The organism is Streptomyces sp. NBC_00390 (assembly GCF_036057275.1).
Taxonomy (GTDB): Bacteria; Actinomycetota; Actinomycetes; order Streptomycetales; family Streptomycetaceae; genus Streptomyces.
Map to the genome: position 1 here is coordinate 4,652,886 of NZ_CP107945.1, position 19,444 is coordinate 4,672,329.

Below are 19,444 nucleotides of genomic sequence, written 5' to 3' on the forward strand. Positions count from 1 at the left end.
AGATCCCGCTCCAGCCTTCCGGGCCACTTTTGCCTGGCCTTACTCTTTTTGTGGGGTCTTCAGCACATCGTACTTCCGTAGCTGCTCGGCGCCCGTGCCGACGAAGTGTGCTTTACCTGAATGCATTTCGTCCAGAGTGTCAACCTTGTGGCCGTACCATTCGATTTCTGTCAGCTCGATTACTCTTCCGCTTGCTGGATGTGTGTCGAAAGTCGTGCCGACCCGTGCCGTCCCGGAGAGGCAGCGGATTACGCAAATTGCCTCAGAAGTGTACGTCGACTCGGTTGAGATGATGACGATCTCGGTTTCGTTATCCACGCCGGTAAGCCTCTCGGGTGAACTGCACTATTTGCTCATGTGTAAGTTTAGGGACGTCTCCCTCGAGGAGTGGATCGATATCTGCTTGTCTAACTTTTCCTGGAACATAGATTCCCATCTCGGCTAGGATTTCGCGAGCCAGGCCCACGGGGATCTGGGCAGACGCCCGCGCGGTGAGCTCGGCGGGGCTCAATTCCACAGGCACCTCGGCCTCACGGCGAATGTATCCAGGATGTATTTCGATGCCATCCAAGGCGCTGCGGGGAATCAGTTGGACGATCGCGTTGCCGAACTCTTCGGCGCGGGTGGCGAAGACGGTAGCTACGCCGGGGTCTGTCGATGTCGGCGTAATATTCCATTTCTGAACCCCGGGGCTTCCGTCGAATCCTGGTGTTGTCCCGCGGAAAAGATGGTCTTCCTTGGGGCAGGGGGAAAGCCCGAGTGGATCGGACCAGGTGTTCGGATTGTGAACGTACGTGTATGGATTGGGTGCAGGGGAAAGTCCGAGTGGGTCCGAAGTGATATAGCGTGATGTCTCGGGGTCGTAGTGGCGGAAGTAGTTGTAGTGCAGACCGGTCTCGGGATCGAAGTACTGGCCGGGGTAGCGGAGGGAGGTATAGGCGGTGCTGTCCGTCGACCATGCGGTGGTGCCCCAGAGCGTGGCGCGGGTGTGCCAGGCTATGTCGCCCTGCTCGTCAATGAGTTCGCTGGGGCTTCCGACAAGGTCCGTGATGATAGAGAAGAAGCGAGAGTCGATTTCTCGCTGGGGGGCGTCTGCTGAAGTAATGCGTTCGGTCTGACAGAGTGGTTGGAGGCCCCGGTAGTCCCAGGTGAGGGTGGTGGGATTCGGTTGCTCGGCGGCGGTGGTCACCTGTTCGCAGAGGGTGGTGCCGTCCCAGGTGAAGGTGACCTGCTCGAGAACGGTCTGGCCGTCTACCGCCAGGCGTTGCTTGGCGCTCCGGCGGCCGAGGGGATCGTAGTGGTAGCGCCACGTCACCCCGTCCGGTGTGGTCACCGAGCGCATGCGGTCCTCGGCGTCCCACTCATAGCGCCAGGTGTCGGGCTTGCGCGAGAGGCGGGTCTTTTGGCGCAGGGTGATGCGGCCGAGGGCGTCGTGCTCGTACCGGACGTGGCCCGCGCGCGTGATCGTCGTGCCTGTGTAGGTGCGGGTGCCGACCGCATCGTGGCCGGGGTGGTAGGCGGGCCAGGATGCCTCGGTCTGGTTGCCTGCCGCGTCGTACGCGTAGCGCTCGGTCCAGCCTGCCGCGTGGACGGCGGTGACGCGGCCAGCCGGATCGAGCTCGAAGGTGCGAGTTCCGGCGAGTTGTTCGGTCAGGCCGATGAGGTTGCCGTCGGCGCGGTAGGTGTAATTGCGGCGCTGGATGCTGCGGCTCGCGGACATGACGTGCTGGCTGGATAGGCGGCCGAGAGAGTCGTACTGGGAGGTCAGTGTGACGGTGTCACCGATGTGGCGTGCGCTCTCCTGGCCTGCTGCGTCGTACTCGAAGGTGATCGTGCGGCCCGAGGCGGTGAGTGCGGTGCGCTGGCCCGCGGCATCGTAGGTCCAGGTGCTGATCGCTCTGCTGGGGGTCGTCCGGCCGGTTCGGCGGCCGAGCTTGTCGTATTCGAAGGTGATTGTTCGGCCGTTGACCGTCTCGGACTTGAGGCGGCCGTGTCGGTCTCGCAGGTACTTGACGGTCGCGTCGGGCCCGACTGCTTCCGCCAGGTGGTCCGAGAAGTCGTACGCGAAGGTGGTGACGGCACCGGCCACGTTCTTGGAGATGATGCGGTCCAAGTCGTCGCGTTCGTAGCGGATCGTCTGGCCGAGTGCGTCGGTCCGAACGGTGAGCCGCCCGGCTGTGTCCCGTTGGTAGGTGAGCCTCCGGTTGTCGAAGTCGGTCTCGGATATGAGGTAGCCGGCTGCGTCGTATTCGTAGGTCCAGGTCAGGCCTTGGGGGTTGAGTACTTGGGTGAGGCGGAGTTCGTGGTCGTGGGTGAATTCGTAGCGCACTCCGTCGGGGCCGGTGCGGGCGGTCAAGAGGTCGAAGTGGGTGTACTCGAAGCGCGACACTGCGCCCATGGCGTCGGTGTGGGTGAGGCAGTTGCCCTCGCCGTCGTAGGTCCAGGACTGTTCGGTTCCGTCGGCCTCGATGCGACGCGCGAGCTTGCCTTCCGGAGCCCATTCCAGGCGGGTGGTCGCACCGAGTGGATCGGTGAGGGCGATCGGGCGGCCGAACGCGTCCCGCTCGATGCGGGCGACCGCACCCAGCGGATTGGTGATCTCGATAGGCAGGCCAGCCGAGTTGCTGCGGATACGGGAAGTGTTGCCTAGCGCGTCAGTTACAGCCGTCGCGCAGCCCGCCTCGTTGTATGTGTAGCGCGTGACAGCGCCGGACGGATCGGTCACGGCGATGCGGTTGCCGCGCTCGTCGTATTCCTGGCGGACCGTCGTCCGGTCCGGGTTCGTGACGCGGACCGGGAGTCCGAACTGGTTGTACTCCGCGGACAGTTCTCGCCCGTCCGGCCGGACGACCGTGATGAGCTGGCCCAATTTGTCGTATCGGAAGCTGATCGTCCGGCTGAGTGGGTCGGTCCGGGACAGCAGGCGGTTGTAGCGGTCGCGTTCGTAGTGGGTGACCGCGCCGAGCGGGTCGACCTCCCTCACGACTTGGTGGGCGTCGTTGATGACGTACTGGTGGACGGCACCGCTGGAGGTGGTCGTGGTGGTGATGCGGTGGCCGGTCTCGGGGTCGATGCCCGCGTAGTCGAGGCGGAGGGCTATGTGGCCGTCGATGCCGCCTTCTGCGATGCATCGGTCGCGGTCGTCGTAGGCGTACTCGTACAGACTGTTGTTGGTGTCGGTCCACGACGTGACACGGGCGCGCTCGTCGTAGGTGAACTGCAGAGGCAGGCCGGAAGAGTTGGTGACCGAGGTGAGGTTGCCGTCGGTGTAGCCGTAGCGCAGGATCTCCTGGTCCGAGCCGTCCGGCGCCGCGCCCGCGAGATGCAGCGCGGTGATCCGGCCCTCGCTCGTGGTGAGTTTGAGGTGGTAGCCACCGCTGTGCACGATCGACGTCGGGGCGTCGGACTGGTCGTACTCGAAGGTGATCCAGTTGCCGTTACGGTCGTCGATCTGGGCGAGCAGCGCCTCGTCGTCGTGGCGTGTCGCGAAGTGCCAAACGTGGCCGGTGTCCGGGTCGGTGACCGTGTAGTCGCCGTCGGTGTCGCGGTCGAGGGGCCGGCGTGGGCCGTGGCTCGGCAGGACCGGAACACCGGGTGCGGGGTGGGGGTAGGACAGCAGCAGGCCGTCCTCGCCCACCAAGATGACACCTTCGGAGTCGATCTCCAGGCGCTGATCGGCCGTGGACGACCAGGACGGGCCGAACCAGCGGCCTGATCGGTAGTTCGAGGCCACACGGCGGCGGAAGACGAGGGGGAGCGTGCCGGGCAGGGCGATGTCCGTCTGCGGCAGGTACATCACGCCGGTGGCCAGGTCGATCGGGTCCGTGTTCCCGCTCTCGACGGCTTCCTTGGGGCGTGAGTGAGCGGTGGGGTCCTGGACCGCCTTGCGGGAGGCCTTCAGATCAGTCGCGTTCTCGGCCAGGCGGGTGATGCCCTTGGCGGCGCCGACTCCCTTGATCGGGGTGACGACCTCGAAGACCGCCCGGCCGAATCCCTCGCCAGGATCGCTCTTGAAGGCTTCCCACGCGTTCTTCAGCGCCCGGTCGGGGTTGGCGGCCGTGGACACCAGGCCGGCCAGGGTCATGTTCAGGTTCTTGTAGTACTCGGCCGGGTGGGAGATGTTGTACGGGTCGAGCGGGTAGATCGCGCGGAGGAAGTTGATCGTTCCGGCGCCGGCCTTGGCGAAACCGGCACCGATGTGGGTGACTTCGACGCCGGTGCCCAGGACGTAGTCCGTGAGTTCGAGCTTGAGCTTCTCGCGGCCCCTCGGTTCTTTCGGGGCGTGGGCCAGCGCCGCGGTGACCGCCCCGTCCGCGGTGTCGGCGGCTTCGTTGCGCGCCTTGCGGGCGTCGTCGAGGATCTCCTGTGCGCGCTGCATCGTGGCGATGCCCGGGTCGGAGAGTTCGCCGGGGTGGGGCAGCGGGTTCTCGCCGGTGAGGGCAGCGTTGTAGGCGGTGACCTTCTTGTTGTAGGCGTCCCGGGCGTCGTCGGACTCGTTCTTGCCCTGCTTGTACAGAGCGATCGCCTCGCGGGCCTTGCTCTGGGCGCTGGCTATGGCGTTGGAGTAGCGCTCCAGGGCGCCGGCGGCGGCTTCGAAGGCGTCGGCGGCGTGCAGCCAGTCGGTGGGCAGGGTGGAGAACTTCTCCCGGAAGGTGTCGGCCGCCTCGCCCTTCCAGTGGTTGGAGTCGAGCTTCCGCATGCCGCCGCCGACCAGGTCGAACGCCTTCTGGAAGTCACGCAGGTTCTTCACCGAGTCGGCGATCTTCGTCGGGTTGCCGTGGATCAGCTCGTTCGGCTCATCGGTCTGGCCGAGCTGCTGCTCACCGACCTCGGCGCCCAGCGAGGAGGCCCACTTGTCGCCCGTGTCCTCGACAATTTCGGCCACCGCGGCTTGACCGTGGTCCCGCAGGTATGCGCCGGCCTTGTCGCTGGCGTAGTCGACGCCCTCGCCGACCAGCTCCTTGCCCTTGTCGATCCCCTCGCTGACCCCGTCGACGATCTTGTCGGTCGCCTTGCCGGCAAGGTCACCGAGGACCCCCCAATCCCCCATCAGCGACTCTCCCCCCACCGCGGCTCCTCGGCCTGCGCGACCGTCGCCTCGTCCGGATCGAACCTCTCGCGGAAGTCCGCATCCACGTGCTCACGCATCGTGGGATTGATTCCGGCCGGGCCGTCCACCGTGTCCAAGAACGCGTCCCCCACGTCGTACGCGGTGTTGTTCCAGGTCTGCTTCGACTCCTCGTGCGCCTGCACCATGTCGTCCCAGTCCCACTTCGCGTTGTCGTACGGGGACTGGGACTTGATGTCGTCCCAGCTCTTGTCCTTGACCTGGTCCTCGGTCAGGTGCGGGTTCCCGTTGAGCGAGTTGACACTGATCTTGATGGTGTCCTTGACGTACTGGTCGTGCTCGTTGAACCCGCCCGCCGACAGACCTACAGCCAGCGCGAAGCCGTTGCCCCGCAGGGTCAGCTCGCGCACGCCCCACTCCCAGCGCTCGCAGAACGTCTCGAACTTCGCCGTCAGCAGCCCGTGGCCCAACTCCAGGCCCGACAGCGCGAGGTCGGCGAAACCCCGCCCGGTGGTGGCCTCGCCGATCATGCCGAGCTCCTTCAGCTCGGCATGCGCCAGGTTGATGCCGTTCGCGATGTCCTTGAGCGCCGACTGCGGCGCCTGCAGATCAGGATCGTTCCCGCTCACACTGTCCCCCCGAGATCCGCCGCCACCGCATCGGGCACGACGCCCGCGGCCGGCGGAAACAACATGCCCCCGTCGCTGCCCGTATCCAGCGCAACGCCCGCCGGACCCGGCAGCATCGGCACCAACACAGCAGCACGCCGGAATTCACTCAGCAACACCGCAAACTCACGCCGAGCAAGGGGCAGTCGCTCATCCGACCGAGATGCGTGTGTCGCTGCCGTAGTACCCGGACTCGTCTTCGCAGAAGGGTGATCCGATGGTGCATCGTTCAAGTAGGCGATTCTGGAACGCTGTTCGGGCCTCGATGTTTCATCCCCGTGATCGGCCATGCACGGAATGCTGCCTGATCACCTTCCCGGCAGCAACGGACTAAAATGGTCACTGATGGTCATAAGTGATGTGCTTCAAGCCATAGTTGGCCATGCCGGCGAGGTGCCATTTACGTGATCCACCGGCGCGTGCCGCGTCCCCGACAGACGTAGCGAACTCCGCGCATGTGCAGAGCTTCGCTTCGGGTGGTGCGTCGGGGTGTGGTGGAACAGACGGTGACGGCGTCGAGGGCGGCGCGCGAATCAGGTGAGGTGGCGGGACGGGCAGTTCGGCCACATCGTCGGGTGGGCCGCAAGGCCGTCATTCTGCAGGCGCTCGCGCCGGGTGCCGCCCCGGTATCGGCGAGGTCAGCCCCGCCGGCCGCTGAGCTCGCGGGTCAGGTCCGTCAGGGCGCGCAGGGCCGGGTGCGGTGTGGCGGCGCGCCAGACGAGGAGGACCGGGACCGGCGGGGCGTCCGTCAGCGGGAGGTAGGCGACGCCGGGGTTGGTGTGCATCTCGGCGGTGGAGGCCGCCGAGACGCCCACACCGCGGCCCGCGGCGATCGCGGTGAGCCAGTCGTCGGTGTTGCTGACCGTGAGCGTGGTGGCCGGACGGGCGGCGGCCGGCCAGAGGTCCGGGGTCGTCATGCCGGAGACGGTGTTCAGTACGAGGGGCTCGGCCGTCAGGTCGGCGAGGGTGAGCGAGGTGCGGTCCGCGAGCGGGCCGTCCGCCGTCACCGCCGCCACGCGGGGCTCCGTGAACAGCACCTCGGTGACCAGGCCGGGTGAGTCCACCGGGCGGCGCAGGACGGCGGCGTCGACCTCGCCGCGGGTGAGTCCGGCCGTGCGGTCGTCGATGCGCAGGAGTTCCAGCGGAGTGTCGGGGTGCTCGCGCTCCCAGCGGCGCAGCAGCGGTGTGGTGTACGGGCCGAGGGCGGACCAGGCGTGTCCCAGCCGCAGCGGCCTGCGGCGCAGCCGGGTGGTGTCGAGCGCGTCGTCGAAGGCGGCGACGGCGGCGGCCGCCCTGTCGCGGAACGCCAGGCCCTCGGTGGTCAGCGCGAGGTGGTGGGTGGACCGGTCCACCAGGCGGATGCCGAGGTGTTTCTCGAGAGCGGCGAGGGCGCGGGAGACGCTGGGCTGGGTGAGGCCCAGGCGGGCGGCGGCGCGGGTCACGCTCGATTCCTCGGCGATGGCGAGGAAGCAGCGGAGATGGCGCAGCTCGATGCTCATACGTCTGGAGCATAACGGCAGTGAGACCGGCATTTCACGGGAGGCGTGCGGGTCCGTAGCGTGGGAGGGGTGAGCAAGGGGCCGCCACGGCCCCGGCCGAAACCATCAGGGAGGCGCTGAGGTGCGGGACGCACACGCCGGGGGCGGTACGGGACCGGCCTCGCCACGCGGCACGGCGCAGGCGGCCGTCCCCGCCGGGGGCGCGCCCGGCGGCTCGACGGGACGGGCCCCGGCGCGCGGCGCGGCGGCCGTCGAGGTGTCCGAGGCCGCCGCCTCGGTCGCACTGCCCGAGGCCGCCGGTGCGCTCGACGCGCAGCGGGCCGGCGGCGGTCCCTCCCGGCGGGCGCTCGGGCCGGTGGCGCTCGTCGTCGCCGGTGCGCTGTCCGTGCAGTTCGGCGCCGCCATTGCCGTCATGCTGATGCCGCGTGCCGGTGCCCTCGGGGTGGTCACGCTGCGCCTCGTCCTCGCCGCGCTCGTCCTGCTCGCCTTCTGCCGGCCCCGGCTGCGCGGGCACACGCGCGCCGACTGGGGCACGGTGGTCGCCTTCGGCACCGCCATGGCCGCCATGAACGTGCTCTTCTACCAGGCCGTCGACCGCATCCCGCTGGGCGCGGCCGTCACGCTGGAGGTCCTCGGTCCGCTCGCCCTGTCGGTGATCGCCTCGCGGAGGCTGGTCAACCTCCTGTGGGCGGGGCTCGCGCTCGGCGGCGTCGTCCTGCTCAGCGGCGGCGGGTTCGAGCGGCTCGATCCGGTCGGTGCGGCGTTCGCCCTGGCCGCGGGCGCGATGTGGGCGGCGTACATCGTCTTCAGCGCCCGTACCGGGCGGCGCTTCCCGCAGGCCGACGGGCTGGCGCTGGCGATGGGCGTCGGTGCGCTGCTCAGTCTGCCGCTGGGCATCTGGGAGTCCGGGTCCGTGCTGCTGGTGCCCTCCACGATCGGGCTCGGGCTCGCGGTCGCGCTGATGTCGTCGGTGCTGCCGTACACGCTGGAGCTGCTGGCGCTGCGCAGGCTGCCCGCGCCGACGTTCGCGGTGCTGATGAGCCTGGAGCCGGCGATCGCGGCGACGGCCGGATTCCTTGTGCTGCATCAAGCCCTTTCGCCGGCCGAAGGGTTGGCGATCGTGCTGGTCATCGCCGCGAGCATGGGTGCGGTGCGGACGCAGGTGGCGGGAAAGCGCTAAAAGCCAAAGCAAGCATGCTTGCTTGTTTCTCGGTGCGCTGTCATGCTCCGGGGCACACGTCCCCTGGTCTTCGACGCGTGGTCTTCGACACGTGGCCTCGACAGGGGGCCCCGTGCCCAACGCCGTGCCCCCGAGGGAGCGCATCGTGTCCGATCCGGCCGCCGTACTCGATGACCTGCGCAGCGAGAGCGAGGAACTCGATGAGCTCGTCGGGGAGTTGAGCCCCGAGCAGTGGGCGTCACCGACCCCCGCGGCGGGCTGGAGCGTCGCGCACCAGATCGCCCATCTCGCCTGGACCGACCGGGCCGCGCTGATCGCCGTCACCGACCCCGAGGGCTTCGCCGCCGAGGTCGAGACAGCATTCGCGGCGCCGGACTCGTTCGTCGACGAGGGTGCGCACGAGGGCGCCGCGCTGCCGCCCGCGGAGCTGCTGGCCCGCTGGCGCGCCGGCCGTGACCGGCTTCAGCAGGCCCTGCGCGAGGCCCCGGCTGGGAGCCGTTTCCCCTGGTACGGGCCGTCGATGAGCGCCCCCTCGATGGCCACCGCCCGCCTGATGGAGACATGGGCGCACGGCCAGGACATCGCCGACGCGCTCGGCGTCACCCGCCGCCCGACCGTGCGGCTCGCCCAGGTGGCCCGGATCGGGGTGCGGACCCGGGACTTCGCGTTCGGGGTGCACGGCCTGACCCCGCCCGCGGAGCCGTTCCGGGTGGAACTGACCGGCCCGGACGGCGAGCTGTGGACGTACGGCCCAGAGGACGCGGCGCAGAAGGTCGCCGGGCCCGCGCTGGACTTCTGTCTGCTGGTCACCCAGCGGGCGCACCGTGGCGACCTGTCGCTTCGGGCGCAGGGCCAGGACGCGGACCGCTGGCTGGACATCGCCCAGGCCTTCGCGGGCCCACCCGGGAAGGGCCGCGAGCCCAGGGGAGCCGGCGCGTGACCGGCCCGGAGAGCGGAGCCGCGCCGGCCGCGGCGATGTCCGGCCACGCGACCGGCTCCCGGTCGTCAGGCGCGCAGGTGCTGCGTATCGGAAACGCCTCCGGGTTCTACGGAGACCGGTTCGACGCCGTGCGCGAGATGCTCACCGCCGGCCCCCTCGACGTGCTCACCGGGGACTATCTCGCCGAGCTGACCATGCTCATCCTCGGCCGCGACCGCCTGAAGGATCCCCGGCTCGGGTACGCCAAGACCTTCCTCAGGCAGCTCGAGGACACCCTCGGGCTCGCCCACGAGCGCGGGGTGAAGATCGTCGCCAACGCCGGCGGCCTCAACCCCGCCGGGCTGGCCGACGCCGTCCGCGAGCTGGCGGCGAAGGTGGGCGTCCCCGTCCGTGTCGCCCATGTAGAGGGCGACGACCTCGCCGCCCGCTTCCCCGGCGCGCTGACCGCCAACGCCTATCTCGGCGGGGCCGGGATCGCCGCCTGTCTGCGGGCCGGGGCGGATGTCGTCGTCACCGGGCGGGTCACCGACGCGGCGCTCGTCACCGGGCCCGCCGCCGCGCACTTCGGCTGGGGACCGGACGATCTCGACGCGCTCGCCGGCGCGGTCGTCGCCGGTCATGTGCTCGAGTGCGGGACCCAGGCCACCGGCGGCAACTACGCGTTCTTCCACGGCCACGACGTACGCCGTCCCGGCTTCCCCCTCGCGGAGATCCACGCCGACGGCACCTCGGTCGTCACCAAGCACGACGGCACCGGCGGCCTCGTCGACGTAGGCACCGTCACCGCGCAGCTGCTGTACGAGACCGGGGGCGCCCGCTACGAGGGGCCGGACGTGACCGCCCGGCTCGACACCGTACGGCTCACCGAGGACGGCCCCGACCGGGTACGGATCTCGGGCGTGCGCGGCGAGGCCCCGCCGCCCACCCTCAAGGTCGGGCTCAACCGGATCGGCGGCTGGCGCAACGAGGTCGTGTTCGTGCTGACCGGGCTCGACATCGAGGCCAAGGCCCGCCTGGTGCGGGAACAGCTGGAGGAGGCACTCGGCGAGCACCGGCCCGCCGAGGTGCGCTGGGAACTGGCCCGTACCGAGGCCGCCGACGCCGACACGGAGGAGCGCGCGAGCGCCTATCTGCGCCTGGTCGTGCGCGACCCGGACGCCGGACGGGTCGGGCGCGCGGTCTCCGGCGCGGCCGTCGAGCTCGCACTCGGCAGCTACCCCGGCTTCCATGTGACCGCCCCGCCCGGCAAGGGCGCGCCGTACGGGGTCTTCGAGGCCGCGTACGTCCCGGCGGGCGAGATCGAGCACACTGCGGTGCTGCCCGACGGGGTCCGGTACGTGATCAAGCCGGCGGTACGGACCGGGCCGACGGTGGCCGAGGAGCCGGGCGCGCTGCCCGAGCCACTGCCCGACGGGCCGCGCCGCGCGGCCCCGCTCGGGCTGGTCGCGGGCGCCCGCAGCGGCGACAAGGGCGGGTCCGCCAACATCGGGGTGTGGGCCCGTTCCGACGACGCCTGGCGGTGGCTCGCCCACGAACTGACCGTGGAGCGGCTGCGCGTGCTGCTCCCGGAGACCGCCGAACTGCCCGTCGTACGGCATGTCCTGCCGAATCTGCGGGCCCTGAACTTCGTGGTCGACAAGATTCTCGGCGAGGGCGTCGCCGCCCAGGCGCGTTTCGACCCGCAGGCCAAGGCGCTCGGCGAGTGGCTGCGCTCGCGGTACGTCGACATCCCGGAGGTGCTGCTGTGATGCCGGAGGTTGTGCTGTGACCGTGTTGGCGTCGGCCGTCGATCCGACGAGCCCCGAATACGCCGCCCACCGCGACGCGATGCTCACCAAGCTCGCCGAACTCGACGCCGAGCACGACAAGGCGCTCGCGGGCGGGGGCGAGAAGTACGTCGCCCGGCACCGCAAGCGCGGCAAGCTGCTGGCCCGCGAGCGCATCGAGCTGCTGCTGGACCCGGACACCCCGTTCCTGGAGCTGTCGCCGCTGGCCGCCTGGGGCAGCGAGTACCCGGTCGGCGGGTCCATGGTCACCGGCATCGGCGTCGTGGAGGGCGTCGAGTGCGTGATCACCGCCAGCGATCCGACCGTGCGCGGCGGCGCGTCCAACCCGTGGACGCTGAAGAAGGCCCTGCGCGCCAACGAGGTCGCGTACGTCAACCGGTTGCCGCTGATCTCGCTCGTCGAGTCCGGGGGCGCGGACCTGCCCTCGCAGAAGGAGATCTTCATCCCTGGCGGGGCGCTGTTCCGGGACCTCACGCGGCTGTCGGCGGCGGGTGTTCCCACGATCGCCGTGGTGTTCGGCAACTCGACGGCGGGCGGGGCCTACGTACCCGGCATGTCCGACCACACCATCATGATCAAGGAGCGGTCGAAGGTCTTCCTCGGCGGGCCACCGCTGGTGAAGATGGCGACGGGCGAGGAGAGCGACGACGAGTCGCTCGGCGGCGCCGAGATGCATGCGCGGGCCTCGGGTCTCGCGGATCACTTCGCCCTGGACGAGGCGGACGCCCTGCGCCAGGCGCGGCGGGTGGTCGCCCGTCTCAACTGGCGCAAGGCACACGCCGATCCGGCGCCGGCCCAGCCGCCCAAGTATGCCGAGGACGAGCTGCTGGGCATCGTGCCCGGCGATCTGAAGACACCGTTCGACCCGCGCGAGGTGATCGCGAGAATCGTCGACGGGTCGGACTTCGACGAGTTCAAGCCGCTGTACGGGCCGAGCCTGGTGACGGGATGGGCGACGCTGCACGGCCATCCGGTGGGGGTGCTGGCCAACGCCCAGGGCGTGCTGTTCTCCGCCGAGTCGCAGAAGGCGGCGCAGTTCATCCAGCTGGCCAACCAGCGTGATGTGCCCTTGGTGTTCCTGCACAACACCACCGGCTACATGGTGGGCAAGGAGTACGAGCAGGGCGGCATCATCAAGCACGGCGCGATGATGATCAACGCGGTGTCGAACTCGCGCGTCCCGCATCTGTCGGTGCTGATGGGCGCGTCGTACGGCGCCGGCCACTACGGCATGTGCGGCCGGGCCTACGACCCGCGGTTCCTGTTCGCCTGGCCGAGCGCCAAGTCGGCGGTGATGGGCCCGCAGCAGCTGGCGGGTGTGCTGTCGATCGTCGCGCGGACGTCGGCGGCCGCCAAGGGGCAGCCGTACGACGACGAGGCGGACGCGGGACTGCGGGCGATGGTCGAGGCACAGATCGAGTCCGAGTCCCTGCCCATGTTCCTGTCCGGGCGGCTGTACGACGACGGGGTCATCGACCCGCGTGACACCCGGACGGTGCTGGGGCTGTGCCTGTCCGCGATCCACACGGCACCGGTCGAGGGCGCGCGCGGCGGCTTCGGCGTCTTCCGGATGTGAGGGCCTGATGATTCAGACTGTTCTTGTCGCCAACCGGGGCGAGATCGCCTGCCGCGTCTTCGGTACCTGCCGCGAGCTGGGGATCGCGACGGTGGCGGTGTACTCGGACGCGGATGCCGGTGCGCTGCACGTGCGGGAGGCGGACGCGGCGGTACGGCTGCCGGGAGCGGCGCCGGCCGAGACGTATCTGCGCGGCGAGCTGATCGTGAAGGCGGCGCTGGCGGCGGGAGCGGACGCGGTGCACCCGGGGTACGGATTCCTGTCCGAGAACGCGGAGTTCGCGCGTGCGGTGGCGGATGCGGGTCTGGTGTGGATCGGTCCGCCGCCGTCCGCGATCGAGGCGATGGCGTCCAAGACGCGGGCGAAGGAACTGATGGGCCTGGCGCCCCTGACGGACGTGGCCGAGTCCGACCTGCCGGTCCTGGTGAAGGCGGCGGCGGGCGGCGGCGGCCGCGGTATGCGGATCGTCCGCACGCTCGACGCGCTGCCCGGCGAGCTGGAGGCCGCACGCTCGGAGGCGGCGTCCGCCTTCGGGGACGGCGAGGTGTTCGTCGAGCCGTACATCGAGCGGGGCCGCCATGTGGAGGTCCAGGTCCTGGCGGACGCGCACGGGACGGTGTGGGCGCTGGGGACGCGGGACTGCTCGCTGCAGCGCCGCCACCAGAAGGTCATCGAGGAGTCCCCGGCGCCGGGGCTCGCCCCCGAGCTGGTCGCATCGCTCCACGATGCGGCGGTCTCGGCGGCACGGGCGGTGGGCTACCGGGGCGCGGGCACCGTGGAGTTCCTGGTGTCCGAGGACGGCCGGGCGCACTTCCTGGAGATGAACACGCGCCTCCAGGTGGAACACCCGGTGACGGAAGCGGTGTTCGGCATCGATCTGGTCGCGCTCCAGATCCTGGTCGCGCAGGGCGAGCCGCTGCCCCCGGCGCCGCCGGCGGCGTACGGCCACGCGGTGGAGGCCCGCCTGTACGCGGAGGACCCGGCCACGGGCTGGACGCCGCAGGCGGGGCTGCTGCACGAGCTCTCCTTCCCCACCCGCCCGCCTGTGAATCTGGGGGGTGGGACCCCCCACGCTCCCGGCGGCGCGCCCTGGGTGCGGGTCGACACCGGGTACACCGGTGGCGACACCATCGGGGTGCACTACGACCCCATGCTCGCCAAGGTCATCGCGTGGGCGCCCACCCGCGAGGCCGCCGTGCGCAGGCTCGCGTACGCCCTGCGGCGGGCGCGGGTGCACGGGCCCGTCACCAACCGGGAGCTGCTCGTACGGTCGCTGGAGCACCCCGACTTCGTGGGCGGGCGGCTCGACACCGGCTTCTACGAGCGCAACCTCGACGACCTCACCGGGGCCGCGCCCGGTGCGGAGCTCGCCGCCGTCGCGGCAGCGCTGGCCGACGCGGCGGCGCGCACCGGCCGGGTACCGGCAGGAGCCCCCGCCCCCGCCCTCGCCCAGCGCCTCGGCGCGTGGCGCAACCTCGCCTCCCAGGCGCAGACCAAGACCTACGGCGACCACGAGGTCCGCTACCGCCCCACCCGCGACGGCGGGTACGAGGTCCTCGACGCGCCCGGCGTGCGGGTCGTCGCCGCCCTGCCGCATCGCGTGGTGCTCGAAGTCGACGGTGTCGTACGTAACTTCGACGTCACCGCCTACGGCGACACCGTGCACGTCGACAGTCCCGTCGGCGCCCACACCCTCGCCGTGCGCCCCCGGTTCACCGATCCCGCCGAACGGGCCGAGCCCGGCTCGCTGCTCGCGCCGATGCCCGGGACCGTCGTGCGCGTCGGGGACGGGCTCGCCGAGGGCGTCCGCGTGACACAAGGACAGCCACTCGTCTGGCTGGAGGCCATGAAGATGGAGCACAAAATCGTCTCTCCCGCCTCCGGCACGCTCATCGCGCTCCACGCCGTACCCGGCCGCCAGGTCGAGGTCGGTGCCCTGCTCGCCGTCGTACAGGAAGTACAGGAGGACGAGGAATCATGAGCACCATCGAGAGCCAGGAGATCAAGTCCCTGCGGGACGCCGTCGCAGCCCTCGGGCGGCGGCACGGGCGGGACCACGACCGGCAGACGCTCTGGGGCGAGGCCGCCAAGCTCGGCTACCTCGGCGTGAACCTTCCCGAGGAGTACGGCGGCGGAGGCGGCGGCATGGCCGAACTCTCCATCGTGCTCGAGGAGCTCGGCGCCGCCGGCTGTCCGCTCCTGATGATGATCGTCTCGCCCGCCATCTGCGGCACCGTCATCGCCCGGTTCGGTACCGACGCGCAGAAGCAGAAGTGGCTGCCCGGCCTCGCCGACGGCAGCCTCACCATGGCCTTCGGCATCACCGAGCCCGACGCAGGGTCGAACTCCCACCGCATCACCACCACCGCCCGCCGCGACGGCGACGGCTGGGTCCTGACCGGCCGCAAGGTCTTCGTCTCCGGTGTCGACATCGCCGACGCGACCCTCATCGTCGGCCGCACCGAGGACGCCCGCACGGGCACCCTCAAGCCGTGCCTGTTCATCGTGGACCGGGACGCCGAGGGCTTCGGGCGCTCGCAGATAGACATGGAACTGCGCGCGCAGGAAAAGCAGTTCGAGCTCGTGCTCGACGACGTACGGCTGCCCGCCGACGCGCTGGTGGGTGGGGGCACCTCCCACGCCGAAGGCCGTGGGGGAGAGGACGCGGGACTGCTCCAGCTGTTCGCCGGGCTCAACCCCGAGCGCATCATGACCGCCGCCTTCGCGATCGGCATGGGCCGCTACGCCCTGGACCGCGCCGTCGACTACGCGAAGACCCGCCAGGTCTGGAAGGCCCCCATCGGCGCCCACCAGGCCATCGCCCACCCCCTCGCCCAGGCGCACATCGAGCTGGAGCTGGCCCGGCTGATGATGCAGAAGGCCGCCGCCCTCTATGACGCGGGCGACGACGTCGGCGCGGGCGAGGCCGCGAACATGGCCAAGTACGCGGCGGGCGAGGCCTGTGTGAAGGCCGTCGACCAGGCCGTGCACACCCTCGGCGGCAACGGACTCACCCGGGAGTACGGTCTGGCGTCCCTCGTCACCGCCGCCCGCGTCTCCCGGATCGCCCCGGTCAGCCGGGAAATGATCCTCAACTATGTGTCCCACCAGTCCCTGGGTCTCCCCAAGTCGTACTGACGCACGACATTCTGGCCGTCGACACAGCGTCGATCCACGCAGGGCCGAGGGGGCCGTCATGGTGAAGCACAGCAGCGTGTTCCGCAGCACGTACGCGGATGTCCCGGACGTCGTCGAGCCCATCCACGAGGCCGTACTGGGCCGCGCGGCCGAGTTCGGTGACACGGTCGCCCTCGTCGACGGGGTGAACGGCACCACTGTCACGTACCACCAGCTGGATCTGTTCCACCGCCGGATCGCCGCCTCGTTCGCCGCGGCCGGCCTGCGCAAGGGCGATGTGCTGGCGTTGCACAGCCCGAACACGGTGGCCTACCCCGCCGTGTTCTACGGGGCCACGCGCGCCGGCGCCTCGGTCACCACGGTCCATCCGCTCGCCACGGCGGAGGAGTTCGCCAAACAGCTGCGCGACTCCTCCGCCCGCTGGATCGTGACCGTCTCACCGCTGCTCGAAGTCGCCCGCCGGGCCGCCGAACTCGCCGCGGGCATCAAGGAGATCTTCGTCTGCGACCGGGCCGACGGGCATGTCAGCGTCCTCGACATGTTCGTGTCCACCGAGCCGGAGCCCGAGGTCTCGATCGACCCGTCCGAGGACGTCGCGGCCCTGCCGTACTCGTCGGGCACCACCGGCGTGCCGAAGGGAGTGATGCTCACCCACCGCTCCATCGCCACCAATCTGGCGCAGCTGTCCCCGTTCATACCGATGGGCCCCGGCGACCGCATCCTGGCCGTTCTGCCCTTCTTCCACATCTACGGGCTCACAGCTCTGATGAACGCGCCGCTGCGTCACGGAGCCACGGTGGTGGTGCTGCCGCGGTTCGAACTCGACACGTTCCTCTCGGCGATACAGGAACACAGGATCAACGGCCTGTACGTCGCCCCGCCGATCGTCCTCGCCCTCGCCAAGCACCCGGCCGTCGCCCAGTACGACCTCTCCTGCCTGGAGTACATCGTCAGTGCCGCCGCCCCGCTCGACGCCCGCCTCGGCGAGGCCTGCTCGCAGCGGCTCGGTCTGCCGCCCGTCCGCCAGGCGTACGGCATGACCGAGCTGTCGCCCGGCACCCATGTCGTACCGCTGTCCGCGACGAACCCGCCCGCGGGCGCGGTGGGTCTGCTGCTTCCGGGCACCGAGATGCGGATCCTCGACCTCGACGGCTCCGGGGCGGACGCCGCCGCGGGCGCCGAGGGCGAGGTCGCGATCCGCGGCCCGCAGGTGATGAAGGGCTATCTCGGCCGGCCCGACGCCACCGCGGACATGATCGACGCGGACGGCTGGGTGCACACCGGTGATGTGGGGCGGGTCGACGAGGACGGCTGGCTGTTCGTCGTCGACCGGGTCAAGGAACTGATCAAGTACAAGGGCTACCAGGTGGCCCCGGCCGACCTGGAGGCGCTGCTGCTCACCCACGAGTCCATCGCGGACGCGGCGGTGATCGGTGTGTACGACGAGGACGGCAACGAGATCCCGAAGGCGTTCGTGGTCAAGCAGCCGTCCGCCACGGAGCTGACCGAGGACGAGGTGCTCGCGTATGTCGCCGAGCGCGTCTCCCCGTACAAGAAGATCCGCCGCATCGAGTTCATCGGCGGCGTCCCGCGCGCCGCCTCGGGAAAGATCCTGCGGCGGGAGCTGAGGGACCGGGAGACCCGGCGCGCGCAGAGCGCCGGGGAGAAGGAGAACACGTGACGCTGGTCCTCACCGCACACGAACGCGGTATCACCACCCTGACACTCGACTCGCCGGCCAGTCGCAACGCCCTGTCGGCGCAGTTGGTCGGCGAGCTCGCCGAGCGGCTCGCCGACTGCTCCAAGGACGACTCCGTGCGGGCCGTGGTGCTCACGCACTCGGGTTCGACGTTCAGCGCCGGGGCGGACCTGAACAACCCGCCCAACCCGTACACGTTCGTCGCTCTGCTGCGGCAGATCGTCACGCTGCCCAAGCCGGTCGTGGCCCGGGTGGCCGGTCATGTGCGGGCCGGCGGGCTCGGTCTGGTCGGCGCCTGCGACATGGCGGCGGCCACCGCCGGTTCGGACTTCGCCTTCACCGAGGTCCGCATCGGGGTGGCCCCGGCGGTGATCTCGCTGCCGCTGCTTGCGCGTATGGACCCGCGGGCCGCCGAGCGCTACTACCTCACCGGCGAGCGCTTCGGCGCGGCGGAGGCGGTCCGCGCCGGGCTGCTGACGCTGGCCGCGGACGGTGAGGACGTGGACGCGGCGCTCGCGCCGCTGCTCGACGGGCTGCGCAGGGCGTCACCGCAGGGCCTGGCCGCATCGAAGCAGCTCGTCGCGGCTAGGGTGCTGGAGACCTTCGACCGGGACGCCGAAGACCTGGTCCAGCGGTCGGCCTCGCTCTTCGCATCGGCCGAGGCGCGCGAAGGGATGACGGCCTTCCTCGAACGACGGGACCCCGCATGGGTGTTGTGAGCCCCACCGCCAAGGAGCCCAAGCAGGACCGCAGCCGGGTCACCCGGCAGCGGCTGCTGGAGGCGGCGGTCGCCTGCCTGGCCGAGGTCGGCTGGGCAGGCTCGACCGTCTCGGTGGTGGCCGAGCGGGCCGGAGTCTCGCGCGGCGCGGCGCAGCACCACTTCCCCACGCGGGAGGACCTGTTCACGGCGGCGGTCGAGTACGTCTCCGAGGAGCGCTCCCAGGCTCTGCGCACGCTGCCGACCAAGGACCGTACGGCGGTGGTCGCGGCTCTCGTCGACCTGTACACCGGACCGCTGTTCCGGGCCGCGCTGCAGCTGTGGGTCGCCGCCTCGAACGAGGAGCAGCTGGGCGCGCGGGTCACGGAGCTGGAGGCCAAGGTCGGCCGTGAGACCCACCGGATCGCCGTACGGCTGCTGAACGCCGACGAGTCGCGGCCGGGCGTACGCGAAACCGTCCAGGGCCTGCTCGACATGGCGCGCGGCCTCGGGCTCGCCAACCTCCTCACCGATGACGCGGCCCGCCGTCAGAGGGTGGTGACACAGTGGGCGGCACTGATCGAGGAGGGGCTGAGGGACGATGGGTGATTTCTACGAGCGGATCGTGGATGTCGAGGTGTCCCAGGAGGACGCCCCCGCGCTCGCGGAGCGGATGATCGACTGGATGGTCTCCGAGGGCCTGCTCACGCGCGAGATGTCGAGCGACGCGATGTACAGCCTGCAGGTGGACGAGGGGTACGTGCCCGGTCCCGACTGGGCACGGGCCGCGGAGGACTGGGGCGATCACATACCGGCGCCGGTGGCCGTGATCGTCGGCCGGAACTACCACGTCGGGGGTCAGGGGGAGGACACGGCGGACGCCGCGATCTGCCCGCGCTGCGACACGAGGACGGTCGTCATCGACCATCCGGAGGAGTTCGAACCGAAGGAGGAGGTCTGGCAGCCCTTCCGGGAGGGCATCGCCGCCTGGATGGAGACGGGCCGGGGGAGCGTGGACTGCCCCGCGTGCCGCGCCTCGGTCCCGGTGACCGAGTGGCAGTTCGGATGGGGCTTCGAACTCGGGGCGCTCGCGTTCGACTTCTGGGGGTGGCCACCGCTCACGGACGAGTTCGTCGCCGAGTTCGGCAGGCAGCTGGGGCACCGCACCGAACAGCACGGGGGCAAGTTCTGA

At 70.4% G+C, this 19,444-nt stretch carries 14 protein-coding genes; 10 read left to right on the forward strand and 4 right to left on the reverse strand.

Going from position 1 to position 19,444, the window contains the following annotated elements; all coding sequences use genetic code 11:
- Positions 1–39: 39 nt before the first annotated feature.
- The 4 genes from OHS70_RS20450 to OHS70_RS20470 form a co-directional block, all read right to left on the reverse strand.
- Positions 40–318: a hypothetical protein gene (locus OHS70_RS20450; RefSeq protein ID WP_328399238.1), complete on the reverse strand. Its 279-nt coding sequence runs from the start codon at positions 316–318 to the stop codon at positions 40–42.
- Positions 311–5,050 (reverse strand): putative T7SS-secreted protein, encoded by a 4,740-nt coding sequence (locus tag OHS70_RS20455; RefSeq protein ID WP_328399239.1) that lies wholly within the window; start codon positions 5,048–5,050, stop codon positions 311–313. The genes OHS70_RS20450 and OHS70_RS20455 overlap by 8 nt, the downstream gene beginning before the upstream one ends.
- Positions 5,050–5,697, reverse strand: coding sequence for a hypothetical protein (locus tag OHS70_RS20460; protein WP_328399240.1), 648 nt, complete (start codon positions 5,695–5,697; stop codon positions 5,050–5,052). Before OHS70_RS20460 ends, OHS70_RS20455 begins: the two co-directional genes overlap by 1 nt.
- Before the next feature lie 677 nt (positions 5,698–6,374).
- Positions 6,375–7,235, reverse strand: coding sequence for a LysR family transcriptional regulator (locus OHS70_RS20470; RefSeq protein ID WP_328399242.1), 861 nt, complete (start codon positions 7,233–7,235; stop codon positions 6,375–6,377).
- Between the two features lie 256 nt (positions 7,236–7,491).
- Between OHS70_RS20470 and OHS70_RS20475 the strand changes: the two genes are divergently transcribed.
- From OHS70_RS20475 to OHS70_RS20520, 10 genes are all read left to right on the forward strand, one after another.
- Positions 7,492–8,415, forward strand: coding sequence for an EamA family transporter (locus OHS70_RS20475; RefSeq protein WP_328405778.1), 924 nt, complete (start codon positions 7,492–7,494; stop codon positions 8,413–8,415).
- Positions 8,416–8,560: 145 nt separating this feature from the next.
- A complete protein-coding gene (locus OHS70_RS20480) occupies positions 8,561–9,355 on the forward strand; it encodes a TIGR03084 family metal-binding protein (protein WP_328399243.1) in 795 nt (264 codons plus the stop codon).
- 35 nt (positions 9,356–9,390) lie between these two features.
- Positions 9,391–11,103: an acyclic terpene utilization AtuA family protein gene (locus OHS70_RS20485; protein ID WP_328405780.1), complete on the forward strand. Its 1,713-nt coding sequence runs from the start codon at positions 9,391–9,393 to the stop codon at positions 11,101–11,103.
- A 16-nt stretch (positions 11,104–11,119) separates the two neighbouring features.
- Positions 11,120–12,718, forward strand: a complete 1,599-nt coding sequence (locus OHS70_RS20490; RefSeq protein ID WP_328399244.1) for an acyl-CoA carboxylase subunit beta — start codon at positions 11,120–11,122, stop codon at positions 12,716–12,718.
- 7 nt (positions 12,719–12,725) lie between these two features.
- On the forward strand, positions 12,726–14,699 hold the full coding sequence (locus tag OHS70_RS20495; protein ID WP_328399245.1) for an acetyl/propionyl/methylcrotonyl-CoA carboxylase subunit alpha: 1,974 nt from the start codon (positions 12,726–12,728) through the stop codon (positions 14,697–14,699).
- Entirely contained in the window at positions 14,696–15,856 is a 1,161-nt protein-coding gene (locus OHS70_RS20500) for an acyl-CoA dehydrogenase family protein (RefSeq protein ID WP_328399246.1), read from the forward strand. The genes OHS70_RS20495 and OHS70_RS20500 overlap by 4 nt, the downstream gene beginning before the upstream one ends.
- A gap of 58 nt (positions 15,857–15,914) precedes the next feature.
- Complete coding sequence (locus tag OHS70_RS20505) at positions 15,915–17,537, forward strand: 4-coumarate--CoA ligase family protein (protein WP_328399247.1); 1,623 nt, start codon at positions 15,915–15,917, stop codon at positions 17,535–17,537.
- Entirely contained in the window at positions 17,534–18,274 is a 741-nt protein-coding gene (locus OHS70_RS20510; protein WP_328399248.1) for an enoyl-CoA hydratase family protein, read from the forward strand. The genes OHS70_RS20505 and OHS70_RS20510 overlap by 4 nt, the downstream gene beginning before the upstream one ends.
- Positions 18,262–18,861, forward strand: coding sequence for a TetR/AcrR family transcriptional regulator (locus OHS70_RS20515; protein ID WP_328399249.1), 600 nt, complete (start codon positions 18,262–18,264; stop codon positions 18,859–18,861). The genes OHS70_RS20510 and OHS70_RS20515 overlap by 13 nt, the downstream gene beginning before the upstream one ends.
- On the forward strand, positions 18,854–19,444 hold the full coding sequence (locus OHS70_RS20520; RefSeq protein ID WP_328399250.1) for a hypothetical protein: 591 nt from the start codon (positions 18,854–18,856) through the stop codon (positions 19,442–19,444). The genes OHS70_RS20515 and OHS70_RS20520 overlap by 8 nt, the downstream gene beginning before the upstream one ends.

Coding starts and splice junctions, on each gene's coding strand:
- OHS70_RS20455 (WP_328399239.1), bottom strand. CDS start 5,050: ATGGGGGATTGGGGGGTCCTCGGTGACCTTGCCGGCAAGGCGACCGAC.
- OHS70_RS20470 (WP_328399242.1), bottom strand. CDS start 7,235: ATGAGCATCGAGCTGCGCCATCTCCGCTGCTTCCTCGCCATCGCCGAG.
- OHS70_RS20485 (WP_328405780.1), top strand. CDS start 9,391: ATGTCCGGCCACGCGACCGGCTCCCGGTCGTCAGGCGCGCAGGTGCTG.
- OHS70_RS20495 (WP_328399245.1), top strand. CDS start 12,726: ATGATTCAGACTGTTCTTGTCGCCAACCGGGGCGAGATCGCCTGCCGC.
- OHS70_RS20500 (WP_328399246.1), top strand. CDS start 14,696: ATGAGCACCATCGAGAGCCAGGAGATCAAGTCCCTGCGGGACGCCGTC.
- OHS70_RS20505 (WP_328399247.1), top strand. CDS start 15,915: ATGGTGAAGCACAGCAGCGTGTTCCGCAGCACGTACGCGGATGTCCCG.
- OHS70_RS20515 (WP_328399249.1), top strand. CDS start 18,262: ATGGGTGTTGTGAGCCCCACCGCCAAGGAGCCCAAGCAGGACCGCAGC.
- OHS70_RS20520 (WP_328399250.1), top strand. CDS start 18,854: ATGGGTGATTTCTACGAGCGGATCGTGGATGTCGAGGTGTCCCAGGAG.